Source organism: Pseudonocardia sp. EV170527-09, from assembly GCF_008369905.1.
In the GTDB taxonomy this organism is placed as follows: Bacteria; Actinomycetota; Actinomycetes; order Mycobacteriales; family Pseudonocardiaceae; genus Pseudonocardia.
The window spans coordinates 1-19470 of record NZ_VRMC01000051.1 but is presented as its reverse complement, the minus strand read 5'-3'; the positions used below and the strand labels follow the sequence as shown (position 1 = coordinate 19470).

The 19470-nt window shown below is 74.5% G+C and carries 20 protein-coding genes; 11 read left to right on the top strand and 9 right to left on the bottom strand.

Annotation, left to right across the window (positions count from 1 at the left end):
• Window positions 1-50 precede the first annotated feature (50 nt).
• The 3 genes from FVA95_RS16930 to FVA95_RS32035 are packed head-to-tail and all read left to right on the top strand — an operon-like array spanning window position 51 to window position 3303.
• Complete coding sequence (locus FVA95_RS16930) at window positions 51-833, top strand: helical backbone metal receptor (protein WP_149665085.1); 783 nt, start codon at window positions 51-53, stop codon at window positions 831-833.
• Between the two features lie 29 nt (window positions 834-862).
• A complete protein-coding gene (locus tag FVA95_RS16925) occupies window positions 863-3166 on the top strand; it encodes a glycoside hydrolase family 3 protein (protein ID WP_205015885.1) in 2304 nt (767 codons plus the stop codon).
• The gene (locus FVA95_RS32035) at window positions 3058-3303 is read left to right on the top strand and encodes a fibronectin type III-like domain-contianing protein (RefSeq protein ID WP_205015884.1); all 246 of its coding nucleotides are present in this window, start codon (window positions 3058-3060) and stop codon (window positions 3301-3303) included. Before FVA95_RS16925 ends, FVA95_RS32035 begins: the two co-directional genes overlap by 109 nt.
• A 4-nt stretch (window positions 3304-3307) precedes the next feature.
• On the opposite strand, the gene FVA95_RS16920 is transcribed toward FVA95_RS32035, so the two are convergent.
• Window positions 3308-4120: a DeoR/GlpR family DNA-binding transcription regulator gene (locus FVA95_RS16920; RefSeq protein ID WP_205015883.1), complete on the bottom strand. Its 813-nt coding sequence runs from the start codon at window positions 4118-4120 to the stop codon at window positions 3308-3310.
• Between the two features lie 78 nt (window positions 4121-4198).
• On the opposite strand from FVA95_RS16920, the gene FVA95_RS16915 reads away from it, so the two are divergent.
• From FVA95_RS16915 to FVA95_RS16905, 3 genes are read left to right on the top strand one after another with little or no spacing between them, the layout of a single operon-like run.
• Window positions 4199-4846 carry a bifunctional 4-hydroxy-2-oxoglutarate aldolase/2-dehydro-3-deoxy-phosphogluconate aldolase gene (locus FVA95_RS16915; protein WP_149665084.1) on the top strand — a complete coding sequence of 216 codons (648 nt, stop codon included), beginning with the start codon at window positions 4199-4201 and terminating at the stop codon, window positions 4844-4846.
• Window positions 4847-4886: 40 nt separating this feature from the next.
• Window positions 4887-6173, top strand: a complete 1287-nt coding sequence (locus FVA95_RS16910) for an MFS transporter (protein ID WP_149665083.1) — start codon at window positions 4887-4889, stop codon at window positions 6171-6173.
• Window positions 6170-6751, top strand: a complete 582-nt coding sequence (locus FVA95_RS16905; protein ID WP_149665082.1) for an AAA family ATPase — start codon at window positions 6170-6172, stop codon at window positions 6749-6751. Before FVA95_RS16910 ends, FVA95_RS16905 begins: the two co-directional genes overlap by 4 nt.
• A gap of 16 nt (window positions 6752-6767) precedes the next feature.
• Here the strand turns inward: FVA95_RS16905 and FVA95_RS16900 are convergent, their stop codons facing one another.
• Genes FVA95_RS16900 through FVA95_RS16890 form a run of 3 tightly spaced genes read right to left on the bottom strand, consistent with a single transcriptional unit; the run spans window position 6768 to window position 11392 of the window.
• Window positions 6768-8327 (bottom strand): GMC family oxidoreductase, encoded by a 1560-nt coding sequence (locus FVA95_RS16900; RefSeq protein WP_149665081.1) that lies wholly within the window; start codon window positions 8325-8327, stop codon window positions 6768-6770.
• Window positions 8324-9880 carry an APC family permease gene (locus FVA95_RS16895; protein ID WP_149665080.1) on the bottom strand — a complete coding sequence of 519 codons (1557 nt, stop codon included), beginning with the start codon at window positions 9878-9880 and terminating at the stop codon, window positions 8324-8326. The genes FVA95_RS16900 and FVA95_RS16895 overlap by 4 nt, the downstream gene beginning before the upstream one ends.
• A gap of 42 nt (window positions 9881-9922) precedes the next feature.
• Window positions 9923-11392: an aldehyde dehydrogenase family protein gene (locus FVA95_RS16890; RefSeq protein ID WP_149665079.1), complete on the bottom strand. Its 1470-nt coding sequence runs from the start codon at window positions 11390-11392 to the stop codon at window positions 9923-9925.
• Window positions 11393-11518: 126 nt separating this feature from the next.
• Here FVA95_RS16890 and FVA95_RS16885 point away from each other — a divergent pair, with 126 nt between their 5' ends.
• Window positions 11519-12280, top strand: coding sequence for an IclR family transcriptional regulator (locus FVA95_RS16885; protein WP_193564369.1), 762 nt, complete (start codon window positions 11519-11521; stop codon window positions 12278-12280).
• A 28-nt stretch (window positions 12281-12308) separates the two neighbouring features.
• Here FVA95_RS16885 and FVA95_RS16880 read toward each other — a convergent pair whose 3' ends face one another.
• Window positions 12309-12773 (bottom strand): SRPBCC family protein, encoded by a 465-nt coding sequence (locus FVA95_RS16880; protein WP_149665078.1) that lies wholly within the window; start codon window positions 12771-12773, stop codon window positions 12309-12311.
• Window positions 12774-13023: 250 nt separating this feature from the next.
• Between FVA95_RS16880 and FVA95_RS16875 the strand changes: the two genes are divergently transcribed.
• The 3 genes from FVA95_RS16875 (at window position 13024) to FVA95_RS16865 (ending at window position 15756) form a co-directional block, all read left to right on the top strand.
• A complete protein-coding gene (locus FVA95_RS16875; protein WP_149665077.1) occupies window positions 13024-13335 on the top strand; it encodes a hypothetical protein in 312 nt (103 codons plus the stop codon).
• Window positions 13332-14948 (top strand): alpha/beta hydrolase, encoded by a 1617-nt coding sequence (locus FVA95_RS16870; RefSeq protein WP_149665076.1) that lies wholly within the window; start codon window positions 13332-13334, stop codon window positions 14946-14948. Before FVA95_RS16875 ends, FVA95_RS16870 begins: the two co-directional genes overlap by 4 nt.
• A 160-nt stretch (window positions 14949-15108) precedes the next feature.
• Window positions 15109-15756 (top strand): TetR/AcrR family transcriptional regulator, encoded by a 648-nt coding sequence (locus FVA95_RS16865; RefSeq protein WP_020624258.1) that lies wholly within the window; start codon window positions 15109-15111, stop codon window positions 15754-15756.
• A gap of 67 nt (window positions 15757-15823) precedes the next feature.
• On the opposite strand, the gene FVA95_RS16860 is transcribed toward FVA95_RS16865, so the two are convergent.
• The 4 genes from FVA95_RS16860 to FVA95_RS16845 form a co-directional block, all read right to left on the bottom strand.
• Window positions 15824-16027 carry a cold-shock protein gene (locus FVA95_RS16860; protein ID WP_020624259.1) on the bottom strand — a complete coding sequence of 68 codons (204 nt, stop codon included), beginning with the start codon at window positions 16025-16027 and terminating at the stop codon, window positions 15824-15826.
• 146 nt (window positions 16028-16173) lie between these two features.
• Window positions 16174-16581 (bottom strand): hypothetical protein, encoded by a 408-nt coding sequence (locus FVA95_RS16855; RefSeq protein ID WP_149665075.1) that lies wholly within the window; start codon window positions 16579-16581, stop codon window positions 16174-16176.
• A gap of 61 nt (window positions 16582-16642) precedes the next feature.
• Window positions 16643-17899 (bottom strand): alpha-hydroxy-acid oxidizing protein, encoded by a 1257-nt coding sequence (locus FVA95_RS16850; RefSeq protein ID WP_149665074.1) that lies wholly within the window; start codon window positions 17897-17899, stop codon window positions 16643-16645.
• A 104-nt stretch (window positions 17900-18003) separates the two neighbouring features.
• Window positions 18004-18651, bottom strand: coding sequence for an SDR family oxidoreductase (locus FVA95_RS16845; protein ID WP_149665073.1), 648 nt, complete (start codon window positions 18649-18651; stop codon window positions 18004-18006).
• A 102-nt stretch (window positions 18652-18753) separates the two neighbouring features.
• Between FVA95_RS16845 and FVA95_RS16840 the strand changes: the two genes are divergently transcribed.
• Window positions 18754-19434 (top strand): helix-turn-helix transcriptional regulator, encoded by a 681-nt coding sequence (locus FVA95_RS16840; protein WP_149665072.1) that lies wholly within the window; start codon window positions 18754-18756, stop codon window positions 19432-19434.
• Window positions 19435-19470: the final 36 nt, after the last annotated feature.

Sequence of the window (19470 nt, the reverse complement as noted above, 5' to 3'; positions counted from 1 at the left end):
GACCGCCGTCCCCCCGGCCGGTCGGCCCCCGCCGGGTTACGGTCGACACCATGACTGCGGGAGTGGGGGCACCGGTCGACGACGAGGGCCACGAGGTCGGCGTCCCCGGCACCGTGCGGCGGGTCGTGTCGATCGTGCCGTCGCTGACCGAGGCGCTGGAGGCGACCGCGCCCGGCATCGTGGTCGGCGCGACGGACTGGTGCACCCACCCCGCCGACCTCCGTGCGGAACGGGTCCGCGGGACGAAGAACCCCGACGTCGAGCGGATCGTCGCGCTGGCGCCGGACCTGGTCGTCGCCAACCAGGAGGAGAACCGGCTCCCGGACCTGGACGCGCTGCGCGCCGCGGGGCTCCCGGTGTACGTGACCGACATCCGCGACGTCGACGGCGGGCTCGACTCGCTGGGTCGGATGCTGGCCGCGTGCGGGCTGGACGAGCCGGGCTGGCTGCGCGAGGCCCGTGCACTGTGGGCGGCGGTCGAGCCCGCCCGCGACCGTCGCCGGGCCGTGGTCCCGATCTGGCGCAGGCCCTGGATGGCGGTCGGCTCGGACACCTTCACCGGTGCCGTGCTGGACCGGCTCGGCGTCGACAACGTCCTGGACGACTCCCCGGAGCGCTACCCCCGATTCGACCCCGCCGGGCTGCCCGACCACGATCTCGTCGTGCTGCCCGACGAGCCGTACCCGTTCACCGCCGAGGACGGCCCCGAGACGTTCGACGCGCCGTCGGTGCTGGTCAGCGGGCGGCTGCTGACCTGGTACGGCCCGAGTCTGCTGGAGGCGGCGCGGGAGCTGCCCGGCGCGCTGGCGGACGCGGCCCGACCGGCCCGCTGACCCGGCCCGGCGTCGGTACGGTCGACCCCATGGCGACCGTCGACGAGGATCTGCTGACCACGCTCATCGCGCGGCTCGACCTGGACGCGAAGGTCCGGCTGCTCACCGGGGCCGACTTCTGGTCCACCCCGGCCGAGCCCGCGATCGGGCTGCGCCGGATGGTGCTGTCCGACGGTCCGTCGGGCGTGCGTGGGGAGAGTTTCGACGAGCGGTCCCCGTCGCTGTCGCTGCCGTCGTCGACGGCGCTGGGGGCGACCTGGGACCCGGAGCTCGCCCGCCGCTACGGCTCGACCCTGGGCGCCGAGGCCCGCCGGCAGCACGCCGACGTCGTCCTCGGGCCGACGATCAACCTGCACCGCACCCCGTTCGGCGGCCGCCACTTCGAGGCGCTGTCGGAGGACCCGCTGCTGACCGGCGAGCTCGCCGCCGCGTACGTGGAGGGGCTGCAGGCGCACGGGGTCGCCGCGACACCGAAGCACTACGTCGCCAACGATGCCGAGTCCGAGCGCTTCACCGTGGACAACACCGTCGGCGAGCGGGCGCTGCACGAGCTGTACCTGGCCGCGTTCGAACCGGCCGTCACCCGGGGCGGGGCCTGGGCGGTCATGTCGGCCTACAACGCGGTCAACGGAGCGACGATGAGCGAGAACCCGCTGCTCGCCGAGCCGCTCACCGGCGAGTGGGGCTTCGACGGGCTCGTGATGTCGGACTGGGGCGCGGTGCGCACCACCGTCGCGTCGGCGCGCGCCGAGCAGCATTTGGTGATGCCCGGCCCGGTGAGCACCTGGGGCGAGCGGCTGGTGGCGGCCGTGCGCGACGGCGAGGTCGAGGAATCCGTCGTGGACGGCAAGCTGCGCCGGCTGCTCCGCCTGGCCGCCCGGGTCGGCGCGCTCGACGGGGCACCGACCCCGCCCCCCGCCCCGGCCCCCGGGGACGGCGCCACCGTGGCCCGCGAGCTCGCCGCCGCGGGCAGCGTCCTGGTCCGCAACACCGGCGAGCTGCCGTGGGACGCCTCGTCGCTCGGGACGGTCGCGGTGCTCGGGCACAACGCCGCGCTGGCCCGCACCCAGGGCGGCGGGAGCGCCACGGTCCGGCCCGCCGCGGTCGTCGCGCCGCTCGACGGGCTGCGCACGGCACTCGGCGGGGACCGTGTGCGGTACCGGCTGGGCGCGCAGGTCGCCGAGGGGGTGCAGCCGTTCGACCCGGCGACGGTCACCGACCCGGTGACCGGGGAGCCCGGCCTGCGCGCGGTGTTCCGTGCCGCGGACGGCACCGCGCTGCGCAGCGAGCACCGGCTCGGGGCCTCGCTGATCTGGATGGGCGGCGAGATCCCCGGCGGCGCCGAGAGCGTCGAGGTGTCGACGCGGTGGGCACCCGAGCCCGGGGCGCACCGGATCGGGGCCGCCGCCGTCGGGCACGTGACGGTGAGCGCCGACGGAGCGACCGTGCTCGACACCGAGGCCGTCCTCACCGGCGACGAGGGGCCGGGCGCGGCGATCTTCGAGGCGCCGTCGGTGACCGCGGAGATCACCACCGACGCGCCCGTCGACCTGGTGTTCCGGTTCCGCCCCTCCGGCGGTGAGGCCGGGATGGCGCTGTTCGCGCTGACCGTCGGGACCGAGACCGTCGTCGCCGACCCGCAGGCCGAGGTGGCGGCGGCCGCCGCGCTGGCGGCGGACTGCGACGTCGCCGTCGTGGTCGTCGGGACGAACGACCGGATCGAGAGCGAGGGCTTCGACCGCACCTCGCTCGCACTGCCCGGCCACCAGGACGACCTGGTCCGGGCGGTCGCCGCGGCCAACCCGCGCACCGTGGTGGTCGTCAACTCCGGCGCGCCGGTGCTGCTGCCCTGGCGCGACGAGGTGGCCGCGGTGCTGCTCGGCTGGTTCGGTGGCGAGCGGTTCGGCGACGCCGTCGCCGACGTGCTGCTCGGGCACGCCGAGCCGGGCGGGCGGCTGCCGACCACCTGGCCGGCCACCGGCGAGGAGCGCTCGGTGCTGTCCGGGCGCCCGACCGAGGGCGTCCTGCGCTACGACGAGGGCGTCCACCTCGGGCACCGCAACTGGCTGCGCCACGGCGAGACGCCGGCGTACCCGTTCGGGCACGGGCTGGGCTACACCACCTGGACCCTCGACGACGCCGTCGCCGGGCCCTGGTCGGCCGACGGCGTCGCGGTGACGGTCACCCTGACCAACACACCGGCGACCGGGCGGGCCGCCAGGTCGTGCAGGCCTACCTGTCCCGGACCGGCTCCGACGTCGAACGCCCCGCCCGCTGGCTGGCCGGCTGGGCCGTCGTCGACGCCGCCCCCGGCACGACGACGGCCACCGTGACGGTGTCGCGGCGCGCGTTCCGCCACCGCGCGGGCGGGGTGTGGGCGACCGAGCCGGGCGCCTACGAGCTGCACCTCGGGTTCTCGGTCGCCGACACCCCGCTGCACGCGACGGTGGAGGTCGTCGGCGAGGGCTGAGCGGTCAGCCCGCGGCGGGTGCGGGCACCCGGTGCAGGCCGACGCCGAGCTCCTCGATCCGGCGGGTCGCCGCCGCGGGGAGCTCGGCGTCGGTCACCACGAGGTCCAGCTCGTCGAGCCCGGCGACCCGGAAGCGCTCGTGGGTGCCGTACTTGGTGCTGTCCGCGAGCAGCACTCGGCGGCCGGACGCCGCCATCGCGGCGCGCTTGAGCATGACCTTGTCCGTGGCGTGGATGGTCACGCCCCGCCCGGCGTCCCACGACCCGGTGCTCAGGAAGCACAGGTCCACCGCGAGCGCCCCGAGGGTCGCGGCGGCCAGCGGACCGGAGGCCGAGTCGCTGTCCGGGTCGACCGCCCCGCCGGTGTGCACGGCGTCGATCCCGGACAGCCCGTGCAGCGCCCGGACGGTGCCGAAGTCGTTGGTCACCACCGTGACCCCGCTGCGCCCCGAGAGGTGGGCGACGACCGACTCGCAGGTCGTGCCGGCGTCGAGGAAGACGACCATGCCGTCGTCCACCAGGGACGCGGCGTGCTCGGCGATCGCCCGCTTGCGCGGCAGCTCCAGCGCCGCGCGTCCGGCGCGCGCCCGCGGCGGACGGCCGGGCTCCTCGGCCAGCCGCACCCCGCCCTGGACGGCGACGACCCGGCCGGCCTCCTCCAGGGTCGCGATGTCGCGCCGCACGGTCATGTGCGAGACACCCATGAGCCCGGTCAGCGTCCGGATGCTGAGCACCCCGGAGCGGCGCAGCAGGCGCAGCAGCTCCTGGTGACGCTCCTCCGGGATGAGCGGTGCCGCCACGTACCCCTCCGTCTCCACGGGTCGATCGTACGAGCCGTCACACAGATTCACACATGCTGTTCTTCTGTATGAATCCTGGTGCTAGCGTGTGCCTCGATGTTACGGAAGCTGGATGTTCTCAACGCCGTGGACCGCACCGGGACGATCCTCATCGTCCGGCTCGACGACCCCGAGGAGGCCCTCGCGGTCGCCCGTGCGGCCGTCGCCGGCGGCGTCCGGGTCCTCGAGATCACCTACTCGGTACCCGGGGCGCTCGATGTCGTCCGGACGCTGTCGCGCGAGTTCGCGGGCGACGGCGTCGCGGTCGGCGTCGGGACCGTGCTGGACGAGGCGGCGGCGTTCGCCGCCGTCCAGGCCGGGGCACAGCTGCTGGTCAGCCCGCACCTGTCGCCCGGCATGATCCGCGCCGCCCAGCGGTACGGCGCCGTCTCGGTCAGCGGGGCGTACACCCCGACCGAGGTCGTTGCGACCCTCGAGGCCGGCGCCGACCTGGTCAAGCTGTTCCCGACCGAGAACGCGGGCCCGGACTACGCGCGGGCGCTGCTGGCGCCGCTCCCCCAGGCGTCGCTGGTCCCCGCCGGTGGGGTCACCACCGGCAACGTCGGGGACTGGTTCGCCGCCGGGGTGCACGCGGTCGGGGTCGGCAGCTCCGTCACCAAGGCCGCCCGACCCGACGGCGACATGTCCCTGGTCACCGCGGCCGCCGCGGACTTCCTGGCGGCCGTCGACGCCGCCCGGGCCTGACCCCGGGGCACACCCCCCCCGGTTACGAAGGAGTGACTGCATGACCGACATCGCGAGCAGCGCGGCGGCGACGTCCACCACCCCGCAACGGCCGCCCCGCATCCGCTGGGTCCTCGTGGCGTTCCTGCTGATCGGCGGGATCGTCAACTACCTGGACCGCTCGACGCTCAGCGTCGCCAACACGACCATCGCCGAGGAGTTCGGTCTCGGCCCGGTCGAGATGGGCCTGCTGCTGTCGGCGTTCGCCTGGCCGTACGCGATCGCGAACCTCCCGGCCGGCTACCTCGTCGACCGGTTCGGCCCGAAGTGGATGTTCGCCGCGGCCTCGGCCGCCTGGTCACTGGTCGGGATGGTCACCGCCGCCGCCCAGTCCTTCGGCGCGCTCTACGCGCTGCGGGTCGCGCTCGGCGTCACCGAGGTGCCGTTCTTCACCGCCGCGCTGTCGGTGAACCAGCGGTGGTTCGGCCGCTCGGAACGGGCCCTGCCGGTGGCACTGGTCAACACCGGCTCCCAGGTCGCGAACGCGATCGCGCCGCCGCTGCTCACCTTCCTCTTGCTCACGATGTCCTGGCGCGGCATGTTCCTGGTCGTCGGTGCGCTCGGCGTCGTCGTCGCGCTGGTCTGGCTGCGGATCTACCGCGACCCCACGCTGCGCGAGCAGGCCGCGATCCACGCCGAGGAGGCCCTCGCCGCCGGGCCGGTCGTGCCGGACACCGCGAAGGTCGGCTGGGGCAGCCTGCTGCGCCGCCCGAACACCTGGTTCATGGTCCTCGGCGCGTTCGGCATCTTCTACACCGTCTGGGTCTATCTGACCTGGCTGCCCAGCTACCTGCAGACCTCGCTGGGCTTCTCGCTGAAGGAGAGCGGCTGGCTGGCCGCGCTCCCGTTCCTGTGCGGCGTGGTCGGCGTGCTGTTCGGCGGCTGGCTGTCCGGGCGGCTGATCGGCGCCGGGGTGGCCACCGTGCGGGCCCGCAAGATCCCGATCGTCGGCGGCGCCGTGCTCGCCGCCGCCGCGGTGCTGCCGGCGGCGTTCGTCACGCACGTCCCGTCGGTGATCGCCCTGCTGAGCCTGGGGTACTTCGCGGCCCAGGTGCCGATCGGCTGTCTGTGGACGCTGGCAGCGGACATCGCACCGGCCCACCAGGTGGCCTCGCTCGGCGCGATCCAGAACTTCGGCGGCTTCGTCGGCGCGGCGGTCGCACCGGTGGTCACCGGGGCCATCCTCGCCGCGACCGGCGGCAGCTACACCTGGGTGTTCGTGGTCGGCGGGGCACTGCTGCTGCTCGGCGCGCTGTCCTACGGCGCCTTCGTGCGGGACCGGTCGTGAGCGTGCTGTACCTGGTCGTCGGCCCCGCGGGCTCGGGCAAGTCGGGCGTCGCCCGCCGCCTCGCCCAGCGGGTCGGCGGTGCCTACCTCGACAAGGACGACGTGGCCACCGGGTTCACCGAGGCCCTGCTCGCCGCCGCGGGCACCGACCCGCACGGCCGTGGCGACAACCCGTACTACCGCGACGTCGTGATGGACCTGGAGTACGCGGCGCTGTGGCGGCTCGCCGCGGCGAACCTGCGGCTCGACCGGCCGGTGGTGCTCGACGCGCCGTTCCTGCGCTGGTTCGAGGAGAAAGGCCACCTCGGCGCACGGCGCCGCGAGCACGCGGTCCCCGACACCGCCGCGGCCGTCGTCGTCGAGGTGCACGCCGACGGCGCGACGGTGCGGGAGCGCGTCGCGCGCCGCGGGCTGGCCCGCGACCGGGGGAAACTCGCCGACTGGGACCGGTTCTGGGCCTCCGCCGGCGCGCGCACCTGCCACTGGACCGGCGCGACGCACGTGACGCTGGACAACTCCGCCGACGACGTGCCGGTCGACGACCTCGTCGACCGGCTCCTGGCGGCCGTTCCCGGCTGAGCCGGGCCGGTCCGGGTCAGCCGGCGTGCGCGGCCCGGAGCAGGTCGGAGCACTTCTCCCCGATCATCATCGTGGTGATGTTCGGATTGACCACCGGCAGGAACGGCATCGCCGACGCGTCGGCGACCCGCAGACCCTGCACCCCGCGGACCCGCAGCTGCGGGTCCAGGACGGCGTCCGGGTCACCGTCGGCGCCCATCCGCGCGGTGCACGCCGGGTGGTAGACGGTGTTGTGGGTCTTGGTGATGTAGTCGGCGAGCTCGTCGTCGGTGACCGCGTCCGGGCCCGGCGCCAGCTCGGCGGCGATCCACTCCTTCAGCTGCGGCTGCTCGGCGATGCGGCGGGCCAGCCGGATGCCCTCGGTCATCACCCGCATGTCGTGGCCCTCGGGGTCGGTGAAGTAGCGCGGGTCGACCCGGGCCCGGTCGCGGAAGTCGCGGGTCCGCAGCCGCACGGTGCCCCGGGACCGGCCGCGGGTGACGTTCGGGGTGAGACAGAACCCGTTGTCGGTGGTCGGGTAGCCCCAGCGCAGCGTGTTCATGTCGAACGGGACCGAGCCGTAGTGCATCATCAGGTCCGGCCGGTCCAGGGCCGGGTCGGTGCGGTGGAACAGCCCGATCTCCCACCACTGGGTGGACTCGGTGACCATCGGCTTCGCCGCGTCCCAGAAGACCAGGCCCTCCACGTGGTCGTCGAGGTTCGACCCGACGCCGGGCAGGTCAGAGCGGACCGCGATGCCGAACTCGCGCAGGTGCTCGCCCGGACCGATGCCGGAGAGCATCAGCAGCTTCGGGGTGTCGATCGCCCCCGCCGAGAGGATCACCTCGCGGTCGGCGTGCACCGTCTCGCGGCCGGGACCGATGCCGCGCTGGTACTCCACGCCGGTGGCGCGGGTGCCCTCGAACAGCACCTGCGACGCCCAGCAGTCGGTGCGCACCTCCAGGTTCGGACGCGAGTCCAGGATCGGGTGCAGGTAGGACACCGACGCCGAGGCGCGGGTGCCGTCGGGGAAGGAGTTGATCTGGAAGTACCCGGCGCCGTCGGTCACGGTGTGGCCCTCGTTGAACCGCACCGTCGGCATGCCGACCTGCGCGGCGGCAGCCAGCACGGCGTCGCCGCAGGGGTCCTTCGCGGGGATCTGCATGAGGTTGACCGGGCCGGAGCGGCCGTGGCCGTCCCAGTCGCCGTCGTTGGTCTCCAGGCGCCGGATCAGCGGCCAGCACTCCTCGGCGGACCAGCCGGTCAGGCCGGACGCGGCCCACTCGTTGAGGTCCTCCCGCGGGGTCCAGAAGGCGATGCAGGAGTTGTGCGAGCCGCAGCCGCCGAGCACCTTCGCGCGGGCGTGGCGCATGTGGGAGTTGCCGCGCTCCTGCGGCTCGACCGGGTAGTCCCAGTCGTAGCCGGAGTCGAGCAGCGCCATCCAGTCGGTGAGCCGCAGGATGTTCGGGTCACCGACGTCGGACGGCCCGGCCTCCAGCAGCAGCACCCGTACCGCGGGGTCCTCGGAGAGCCGCGCGGCGAGCGCGCAGCCCGCCGAGCCGCCACCCACCACGACGTAGTCGAACCGGTCGGTCATGCCGTCTCCCCCATGCCCTGCTCGATCTCCTTCGCCCGGTGCTCGGGCAGGCAGCCCAGCCCGTGACGGCCGCGCAGCCGGAACCAGGCCAGCCCGGCCAGCGCGACGACGCCGATGAACAGGAACGCGACGAACCGCAGCCACCCGGTGCCGTAGACCTCCTCGCGGGGCCAGGCCAGGTTGATCGCCATCGCCGCGCCCCACAGCACCGCCAGCACGTTGACCGGCAGGCCGAGGCGCCCCAGGGAGAAGTACCCCTTCTGGCCCTCGTCCGGCCACCGCCCGCGCAGCCGCCGTACCAGCATCGGCACCGTGACCAGCAGGTACGCGATGTAGATCATGATGATCGCCACACTGGTGACCGCTGTGAAGACCTCGGGCACGCCGACGTTCGCGACCAGGATGAGGATCGCGACCACGCCGACCACGATCGCCGGCACCACCGGCGTCTTGTGCTTCGGGTCGATCCGGGCCAGCACCGACCCCGCGGGCAGCGCGTTGTCCCGGGCCATCGCGAACATCAGCCGGATCGCCGCGGTGTGCACCGCGAGCAGGCAGACGATCACCGCGATGCTGATGGTGATCAGGAAGATCCGGCCGATCGTGCCGCCGGCGACCTCCAGCAGCACGAGCTGCCCGCCCCCGTCCTTGCTGCCCAGGCGCGGGTCGGCCAGATCCGGTGCGGCCAGGATGATGCCGAGCAGGATCAGCCCGCCGAGCACGAACGAGGCGATCACCGCACGCAGGATCGCCGCCGGGGCGGTGCGCCGCGGGTCGACCGTCTCCTCGCCGAGCGAGCTGGCGGTGTCGAAGCCGTACATGACGTAGGCCGAGGCGAGCGCCGCGACGAGGAACGTGCCGAAGTACCCGCCGCCGCCCGCGGCCGGGGCCGGGGTCTCGAACAGCACCGAGACGGGGTTGCGGATGCTCAGCAGCAACGCCACGACGATGACGACGGCGGCGATCAGCTCGATGAACACCCCGGTGGAGTTGATCCGCGTCATCAGCTTCACCCCGACGGCGTTGATCACCGTGGTGAGCACGATCAGGATCGCGCCGAGCAGCACGCCGTTGACGGCGGCGTCGCCCGCGTCGGAGGCGTCGCCGACGAGCTGGAAGCCCGACCAGATCTGCGGGAACGTGAGTTGCGCGGCCAGCGCGACCGCCGCCAGCGACACCACCGAGGCGGTGAACATCATCCAGCCGGCGAGCCAGGACACGGTCGGCCCGGCCAGCTGCTTGGACCAGTTGTAGACCGACCCGGCGACCGGGTAGCGCCCGGCCAGCTCGGCGAACGACAGCGCCACCATGAACTGCCCGGCGAACACCATCGGCCAGGACCACCAGTAGGCCGCGCAGCCGGTGCCGAAGCCGAAGTAGAACAGCTGGAACGTGCCGGTCAGGATCGAGATGTAGCTGATCCCGGCCGCGAAGCTGGCGAACTTGCCGATGCTGCGGTCGAGGGTCTGGCTGTAGCCGAACTCGGCGAGCCCTCCCCCGTCGCCGTCCGCATCCGGTGCGGGATCCCGCCGGGTGGGTTCGGGAACGGTCATCCTGGACCTCCTGGGCCGTTTCGTCGCGCCATCATGGCGGTATCAGCGGCCCGAGAACCATCCCTGGGGCTGCGGAGCCGTGTTGGTCCAGACGTGCTTGATCTCCTGGTACTCGGCCAGCCCGGTCGGTCCCAGCTCGCGACCGTTGCCCGAGCGGCCCATGCCGCCCCACTCCGCGCCCGGGAAGTACGGGTGGAAGTCGTTGATCCAGACGGTCCCGTGGCGCAGCGCGGACGCCACCCGGTGGGCGCGGCCCATGTCGGCGGTGAACACCGCGCCGGCCAGGCCGTACTCGGTGTCGTTGCCGAGCCGCACGGCCTCCTCCTCGGTGCTGAACCGCTCCACGGTCAGCAGCGGGCCGAACGTCTCCTCACGGATCAGCCGCGATCCCGGCGCCAGGTCGGTGATGACGGTCGGCAGGTAGAAGTAGCCCTTCGCCAGTTCCGGGTCGTCCGGACGGGCACCGCCGCACCGGACGGTGGCACCCTCGGCCCGTGCCGCGGCGACGAAGTCCTCGATCTTGGCCAGGTGCGCGGCGGAGACCAGCGGACCGACCTCGACACCGTCGGTGAGACCGTTGCCGAGGCGGATCAGCTGCGCGCGGCGCACCACCTCGTCGACGACGGCGTCGGCGACCGAGTCCTCGATGATCAGCCGGGCGCCCGCGGAGCAGACCTGTCCGGAGTGCAGGAACACCGCGAGCATCACGTAGTCGACGGCGAGCTCGAAGTCGGTGTCGGCGAACACGATGTTCGGGTTCTTCCCGCCCAGCTCGACGGCGGTGCGCTTCACGGTCTCGGCCGACGCCCGGATGATCTTCTGCCCGGTGGACAGCCCGCCGGTGAAGCTGACCATGTCGACGTCGGCGTGCTCGGTGAGCGGGGCGCCCACCGAGGGTCCGTCGCCGAGCACGATGTTGACCACCCCGGCCGGGATCCCGACCTCCTCGCACAGCTCGACCAGCACGATCGAGGTGAGCGGGGTGACCTCGCTGGGCTTGATCACCATCGTGTTGCCGGCCGCGATCGCCGGGGCGACCTTCCAGGACAGCTGCAGCAGCGGGTAGTTCCACGGTGTGATCAGCGCGCACACGCCGACCGGCTCGTGCACGATCCGCGACACGACGGCCGGGTTGCCGGTGTCGACGATCCGACCGGCGTCCTTGTCGGCGAGCCCGGCGTAGTAGCGGAAGACGGCCGTGACGTCGTCGACGTCCTGGCGGCCCTCGGCGATCGTCTTGCCGGTGTCGAGGGTCTCCAGCCGGGCGATCTTCTCCCGGTCCCGGACCAGCAGGTCGGCGATCCGGCCGAGGAGCTCCCCGCGCTCGCCGGTGGTGGTCCGCCGCCACGGTCCGTCGTCGAAGGCCCGGCGGGCGGCGGCGACCGCACGGTCGACGTCGTCGGGCCCGGCCTGGTCGACCTCGGTGACCGTCGAGGCGTCGTAGGGGTTGACCACCGGGGCGGTCCCGGCGGACCCGGTGGTCCAACTTCCGTCGATGTAGAGGCTCGGCACGGCGCGAGCTTTCACCGGAAACGGGTCGGTGTGCAAACCCGGGCCCGTCGTCCTTCCCCGGGAGATGGTCACGCTTTCCGGCCGCCCCGCGTGGCGACGTGCCGAATGCCGGGTTAGGGTTGCGCCATGAGCAACACGGTGCGCGGACGGGAGCCCGGGGTGCAGTCGGTCGACCGGGCCATCACCCTGCTCACCCTGCTGGCAGACCGGAGCGAGGCTGGGGTCAGCGAGCTCGCCGCCTCGCTCGACGTCCACAAGTCCACCGCCTTCCGGCTGCTCGGCGCGCTGGAGGAGCGCGGGCTGGTCGAACAGATCGCCGACCGCGGCAAGTACCGCCTCGGGTTCGGACTGATCCCGCTCGCCGGGCGCGTCGCCGAGCGCCTGGAGGTCACCACCCAGGGCCACCCGGTCTGCGAGACGCTCGCGGAGCGACTCGGCGAGACCGTCAACATCGCCATCCCCGACCGCGGGTGGGCAGTGAACGTCGACCAGGCCCGGGGCCCGTCGATGGTCACCACGTTCAACTGGCTCGGCCGGATCACCCCGATGCACAACACCTCCAGCGGCAAGGTGCTGCTGGCCTCGGCCGTGCTCGACGACCCGACGACGATGCCGGACACGGTGCCGGACGAGGGGCGCGAGGCGCTCGTCGAGGAGCTGCGCCGGGTCCGCAGGCACGGGTATGCGTGGTCGCTGGAGGAGCTGGAGACCGGGCTCAACGCGGTCGCGGCACCGGTGCTGGACCACGGCGGCGCGGTGGTGGCCGCCCTGTCGGTGTCCGGGCCGGCCTACCGGCTCCCGGCCGAGCGGATCGAGCGGATCACCCCGGAGGTCGTCGCCGCGGGGCGGGAGATCAGCCGTCGCATGGGTTTCTGGCGCGACCGCTGAGCCGCGGGCCTACGGCTGAGCCGCGGGCCTACGGCGGTGGGGCCGGCGCGGACCCCTGCAGGCGTTCCAGCACCGGGGGCAGGGTGCGTTCCAGCTCGTCGCCGTGCCGCTCGAACTCGCGCCGCAGGAACGGCGCCGCCAGCTTCAGCAGCCCCTTGAGCCGCACCCGGGCGTGGAAGCTGACGACGCTGCCCCCACCCTCGGCGGGCTCGACGACGATCTCCTCCGTCGCGCTGACCGCCGGGTTCTCCGCAACGAACACGACCCGGCCCGCCGTCAGCTCCTGCAGCGTGTGGTCGAGCTCGCTCTCCCGCCCGCCCCACACCGCTACCGTGCGCCAGGCGGCGCCGACCGCGATCGGGCCGCCACCGTCGGAACGGGTGCTGGAACGCACGGTCGGGTCCCAGATCTCGCTGTTCCCGTGGTCGGACAGGTAACGGAACACCGTCTCGGCAGGGGTGCGCACCGTCATCACCCGCTGGACGCCGACCACGACGCTCCTCTCCCCGGCCGGGGCCGACCGGGCCCCGGCCCGCTGCTCCGACCGGCGCAGATGGTCTCACGGCGACCGGTCATGATCGAGAGCACCCACACCGGATTCCACCGAACGCCCGTGCCGGGGCCGCGCGGCACGCACACTCCTGTCCGACGCGGGCGGGCCGGGCGGGCCCGCCACCGACGACGGAGGTGCCGCGGTGCACGACCGAGACCGACCGGGGACCCGGTGGACGAGCGGGCGGCCCGTGCCCGGCCCGCACCCGTCGTCGGGCGGGGTGGCGCGTTCCGACCCGGACGGCCTCGACGCCGCCGCCGCGGCGCTCGACCACATCGCCGACGACCTCGCCGACGACACGGCGCTCGTGGGCCCCGCCGCGCCGGTGCCGGGTTTCGCGGCCGGGACGGCGGCCACGGCCTGGGAGGACGCGATGGCGCGGGCCACCCGGGAGCACGCGGAGCACACCGCGTCGACGGCGTCGGCCCTGCGCGCGGCCGCCACGTCCTGGCGCGCCGCCGACGACGACGCCGCGACGGCGTTCGCCGGGCGCGCCTCGTGAGCGCCGGGCCCGCCCTGCGCGACCTCGTGACGGCCGACCCCGGTTCGTGGCTGCGTCGCGCCGGTACCTGGGACGGCTTGTCCCGGGCCCTGTCCGAGCGCGCGGCCGAGCTGGAACGCTCCGCACCGCGGTCGTGGACGGGGGCCGACGCCGACGCGGCCGCGCTCGACCGCGCCGAGCAGGTCCGCCGGCTGCGCGACGACGCGGGCACCGCGACCCGGGCCGCGCAGGTGCTGGGCACCCACGCCGGCGAGGTCCTCGACGCCCAGCGTCGGCTCGTCCTCGCCGCGCTGGCGGTGCACCCGCAGTTCGTCGTCGACCTCGAACGCGGCACGCTGTCCGCCGGCGTCGGCGCGCACTGGCTCGGGGTGTGGCAGCTGCCCGCGATGGTCGCGCGCTTCGGGGCGGACCTGGCCCGCCTGTCCACCGCGGTGGCCGACGCCGTCGGTGCCGCGGCCCGGTCCGACCACGCCACGGCCGCCGCACTCGATGCGCTCCGCCCGGCCCCCGCGGCGTCCCCCCGGCCGGTCGCGCCGGCCGCGGCGCCACCCCCCGGTGCGGGCGCCGGGGCCGTGCGGTCCTGGTGGACGGGGCTGCCCGAGGTGCGACGGGAGCAGCTGCTGCACACCCGGCCCGAGCTCGTCGGCGGGCTGGACGGCGTGCCGGTCGCCGACCGGGACCGGGCGAACCGGGTCCTGCTCGACGCCGAGCTGTCCCGACTCCTGGCCCGGGCGGCGCTGCTCGACCGGGCCGGGGACACCGCGGGCGCGGACCGCGCCCGGCGGGCGTCGGCCGGGCTGGAGGCGACCCGCCGACGCCTGGACGCCGGTGACGCGTACCTGCTCCGGCTGGAGCGCGGGAGCACCGGCGGGCGGCTCGTGCTCGCCGTCGGCGACCCGGAGCACGCCGCGCACGTGCTCACCCACGTCCCGGGGACGACCGCGGGCTGGGACGGGGTGCCCGGTGACCTGGCCCGGGTCGAGGCGACGCGTGCCGCCGCACGGGCGGCCGCGGCGGACGGCACCGTCGCCGCGGTGCTGTGGACCGGCTACGACGCGCCACCCGACCTGGTCGCGGCGGCGGACCCGGGGGCCGCCCGCGCCGCCGCGGGAGACCTGCGCTCCTTCCAGGACGGTCTGCGGGCCGGGCACGCGGGACCGGTGCACCTGACCGTCGTCGGGCACTCCTACGGCTCGACGGTGGTCGGGAACGCCGCCCGGGGCGGCGGCCTGGCTGCCGACGACGTGGTGTTCGTCGGCAGCCCCGGCACCGGCGCGGGACACGCCTCCGAGCTCGGCACCGCACCCGGGCACGTCTGGGCGACGACCGCGCGGCACGACCCGATCGACCGGGTGCCCGGGGTCGAGGGCTTCGCGACCTCGCGCGGGTTCGCCCCCACCGGGCTCCTGCACGGTCCGAACCCGGCGGCACCGGGTTTCGGTGCCCGGGTGTTCGACTCGGCCCCCGGTTCGGCGCTCCCCCGCGCCGACGACCCGGCCACCCCGAACGACGAGTCCGCGTTCGCCGCCGCGCACGGCGGCTACTGGGATCCCGGCTCGCCGAGCCTGCGCACGCTCGGCCGGATCGTCGCCGGAGCGCCCGTTCCTTTGTGACGCTCCGTCACCTTCGACCTGCGTTGCGAGACGACCGCACGTCCGGCCGGCCGAACGACCAGCCGCTCAATGAACCAGTGATGGGGCAGGTCACACGTAGTCGTCAGACCGACCGCGACTAGCCTGTCCCGGACGCGGCCACGGGCAGTAGCATTCGGGCGTGACCGAGACCGAGAGCAGACCGGCACGGCGCACCGGCCGCCCGCCACTGACCGACCGCGCGACACTGCTGGCCGCTGCGCGCGAGCTCGGCTTCTCCGACCTGACGGTCGGCGCGGTGACCGCGCGGGTCGGGGTGAAGTACTCCACGTTCTACCGCCACTTCCCCAGCCTGGAGGCGCTCGTCGCCGCGCTGGTGGACGACGTGGTGACCGACGGCGTGTTCCCCGCGACCGACGAGGGCCGTTGGCAGGAGCAGATGCTGGCGTTCGCGGCGGCGACGTTCGACGTGATGGCCGAGCACCCGGGCCTCGCCCCCGCGATGGTGCGGCTGCCGGAGTCCCCCGAGGCGTTGCTGTCGGCGTTCCGGCGGCTGACCGACCGGCTGCTGGAGTCGGGCTTCACCGCGGAGGACGCGGTGCTCGGCGCCTCGACCGCCTTCCAGATGGGCATGCAGCCGTGGCTGGCGGCCAACCCCCTCGGCATCGGGGACGCGCGCCGTCGCGACCAGGTGCTGGAGTCGGCCGAGCCGTTCGACGCCCAGGTCCGCTCGGTCTTCCGGGACCGGATCGACGACCCGCCGCGCAGCTGGACCCTGAGCCGCGTCGAGCTCGTCATCGCCGGGCTGGAGACCCGCCTGGCGTCCTGACCCCCGACACGACGACGCCCGGGGTGCTTCGCGTGAGCACCCCGGGCGTCGGCGTCGGATCAGGCGGTCAGGTGGGAACGACCTGGTCCGCCTGCGGACCCTTCTGACCCTGGGTGACCTCGAAGGTCACGGTCTGCCCCTCGTCGAGGCTGCGGTATCCGGAGGACTGGATCGCGCTGAAGTGGACGAACAGGTCCTGCCCGCCTCCGTCCGGCGTGATGAACCCGTACCCCTTCTCCGCGTTGAACCACTTGACGGTTCCCTGTGGCATCCGGATGTCTCCTCGCGTCTTGCCGGTTCCTACGGGGTGGAGATTAGCCGTACCGGACCCCGCTGTGCTACAGGCGACGTGCTATCGGGTACCTGCGCGTCGTGTCGGACGTCCCGTTCGCCCGGTTCTCCGGGGCCGGCACCGGCTCACCGGCGCGGGATCAGCCCGCCCGCGTAGAGCGCCCAGGCCACCAGCAGCGGCTGTCCGGCCAGCCGCGCGGCCCGCTTGGCGTCGGTGTCGAGGCCGAACCCGTCGACGCGGTTGCGGTACTGGGAGACGTTGCCCGGGAAGATGGCGGTGAAGAACGCGGCGGCCAGGCCGCCGATCCGGCGGCGCTCCTTCGGGAGGCCGGCCAGCGCGGCGCCGAGCGCGATCTCGGCGGCCCCGGAGAGCAGCACGACGTCGTCGGTGTCCATCGGGACCCACGGCGGGACCTGGGCACGGAACTCGCGGCGGGCGAAGGTGAGGTGCGAGGTCCCGGAGAACACCAGCATCGCGCCGAGCGCGAGGCGGGCGAGGTCCTGCCGGGTACGGGTCGCCGTCGTACGCGTCATGGTCCGACCGTGCCACGGCGCGGGCGGCCGGGCGCGCCGGACCGCACCGCCGGGTGACCCGTCAGGGACGCCCGCGCAGCTCGATCCCGGCCGGGGTGGTGGCCCCCGCCAGCCCGCAGACCAGGTCGAGCTCGGCGACGACGTTCTGCAGCACCTGCGCGACGCCGCGGGCGCCGTCCAGGGCGAGCCCGTGCACGAACGGGCGCCCCAGCAGCACGGCGCGGGCGCCGAGCCGGACCGCGGTCGCGACGTCGGCCCCGGTCCGCACCCCGGAGTCGAGCAGCACCGGCAGCGCGTCGCCGACCGCGTCGACGACACCGGGCAGCGCGTCCAGCGAGGCGACCGCGTGGTCGATCTGGCGGCCGCCGTGGTTGGACACGACGACCCCGTCCACACCGGCATCGGCGGCGCGGCGGGCGTCGTCGGGGTGCAGGACCCCCTTGAGCAGGATCGGCAGCCGGGTCCGCGAGCGCAGGGTCGCCAGGTCCTCCCAGGACAGCCGCGGTCGCGAGTAGACCCGCAGGAAGGTCTCCACGGCCGCCCGCGGGACGGGCGAGCGCAGGTTGTCCCGGAACCGTCCGGGGGCGTTGCGGGTGATCTCGAGCAGGGTCCGCACGGCCTGCGGGGTGACCTTCGGCGGGGACCCGGCCGACGGCGCGGCGAGGGTCTGTTCCACCAGGCGGCGGAACACCGGGTCGGAGGTGTACTGGGCGATCCCGATGCCCCGGGCGAAGGGCAGGTGCCCCAGGTCGAGGTCGCGGGGGCGCCAGCCCAGCATCGTGGTGTCGAGGGTGACGACGACGGCGTCGCAGCCGGCGGACTCGGCGCGGCGCAGGAAGCTGTCGACGAGCTCGTCGGAGGTGGACCAGTACAGCTGGAACCAGGTGGGGCCGCCGACCGCGGCGATCTCCTCCATCGGCGCCCCGGCCTGGTTGGAGATCACCATCGGGACCCCGGCGGCCGCGGCTCCGCGGGCGACGGCGAGGTCGGCCCCGCGCCGGACCAGGTCCAGCGCCCCGATCGGGGCGAGCAGCAGCGGCGCGGGCAGCGTGCGGCCGAACAGCTCGACGGTCAGGTCGCGCTCGCCGACGTCGCGCAGCACCCGCGGCACGATCTCCCGACGGGCGAACGCCGCCCGGTTGGCGCGCATCGTGGTCTCGGCGCCCGCGCCGCCGGTGACGTAGGCGTCGGCGCGCCGGCTCATGGCCCGCCGCGCGCGACGCTCCAGCTCGTCGGGGCCGGTCGGGACCCGTGGACGGGCGCCGGAGACGCCGTCGCGGTAGATGCGGTCCTGCCGAGCCCGGCCCGGTGCCGTCATGGCGTCCTCCCCCGTCGTCGCGCGGGTCAGCCTACGGGCCGTGCCGACCGCCCCGGACGGACGCCGGACCGGGCCGCGTCCGGCGGTCGGGTGCGGCGTGGTGGTCAGTGCGGGTCGGCAGCGTTGAGCCGGGCGACGACGTCGGCGTACTCGCCGCGGGCCTCCGCACGGCGCAACGGCAGCACCCGCTCGACGAGGACCTCCCCGCCCAGGGTCGGGGCCTCGAGCAGCGTGAGGACCTCGGCGACGAAGTCGTCGAGCGGCATCGCGATCGGGCTGTCCTGCTGGCCGGGCAGCAGTTCGGTCGCCACCGAGGGCGGCACGATCTCGAGGAGCTCGACGGTCGTGTCGGCGAGCTGCAGGCGCAGCGACTCGGTGAGCATGTGCACCGCGGCCTTGGTGGCGTTGTAGCTGGGCGTCGCGGCGAGCGGCACGAACGCCAGCCCCGACGACACGGTGACCACCGACGCGACCGGCCGCCCCCGCAGGTGCTCCACGAGCGCACCGATCAGCCGGATCGGGCCGAGCAGGTTGGTGGTGACGACCTGCTCGGCCGAGGCCAGGAACCCCTCGGGGGTGTGCCAGTCCTCGACCCGCATGATCCCGGCCATCGCGACGAGCACGTCGAGCAGCTCGCGGCGCCGGCCGCCGAGGACCACGGTGTTGCCGCGCTCGTGCAGCGCCAGGGCCAGTGCGAGTCCGATGCCGCTCGTCGAGCCGGGGATGAAGACGGTGCGTCCGGTGATCTGCATGTCCCCACCGTCGCCGCGCGGCGGACGGGGGCGGCAGAGACCGGTCATCGGGGGATCGCCGGTCCCTGGTTGCCCGGCGGGTGCCCGCGGATACTCGGTGACGTGGACCGTGCAGCCCTGGCCGACTTCCTGCGCCGGCACCGCGCCCGCCTCCGCCCCGGCGACGTCGGGCTCCCCGACGGTGCCCGCCGGCGCACGGTGGGGCTGCGCCGTGAGGAGGTCGCGACGCTCGCGGTCATGTCGACCGACTACTACACGCGGCTGGAACAGCAGCGCGGGCCGCAGCCCAGCGACCAGATGCTGGCGTCGCTCGCCCGGGCGCTGCGGCTGGGCACCGAGGAACGCGACTACCTGTTCCGGTGCGCGGGCCGGAACGCGCCGGCGTCGGGCCCGGTGTCCGAGCACGTGGCCCCGGCGCTGCTGCGGGTGCTGGACCGGCTGCACGACAGCCCGGCGCTGATCCTGACCGTGCTCGGCGAGACGCTCGTGCAGAACGAGATGGCCCGGGCGCTGTTCGGCGACCACACCCACCACGCCGGGCTCGCCCGCAGCGAGGTCTTCCGCTGGTTCACCGACCCGGACGCCCGGCGCATGTACCCGCCCGACGACCGGCCCCGCCAGAGCCGCGCGCAGGTCGCGACGCTGCGGGCGGCACTGGCGATGCTCGGGCCCCGGTCGCGGGCCGGCGAGCTGGTGGGGGTGCTGTCGGGCCTGTGCAACGAACGGTGGTTCCGGCCCGACACGCCGGACCTCAGCGTCCGGCGGGATGGGCACTGTGAGTGATGACATCAGACCCTATGGGCTCTGCTGAGAACGAGA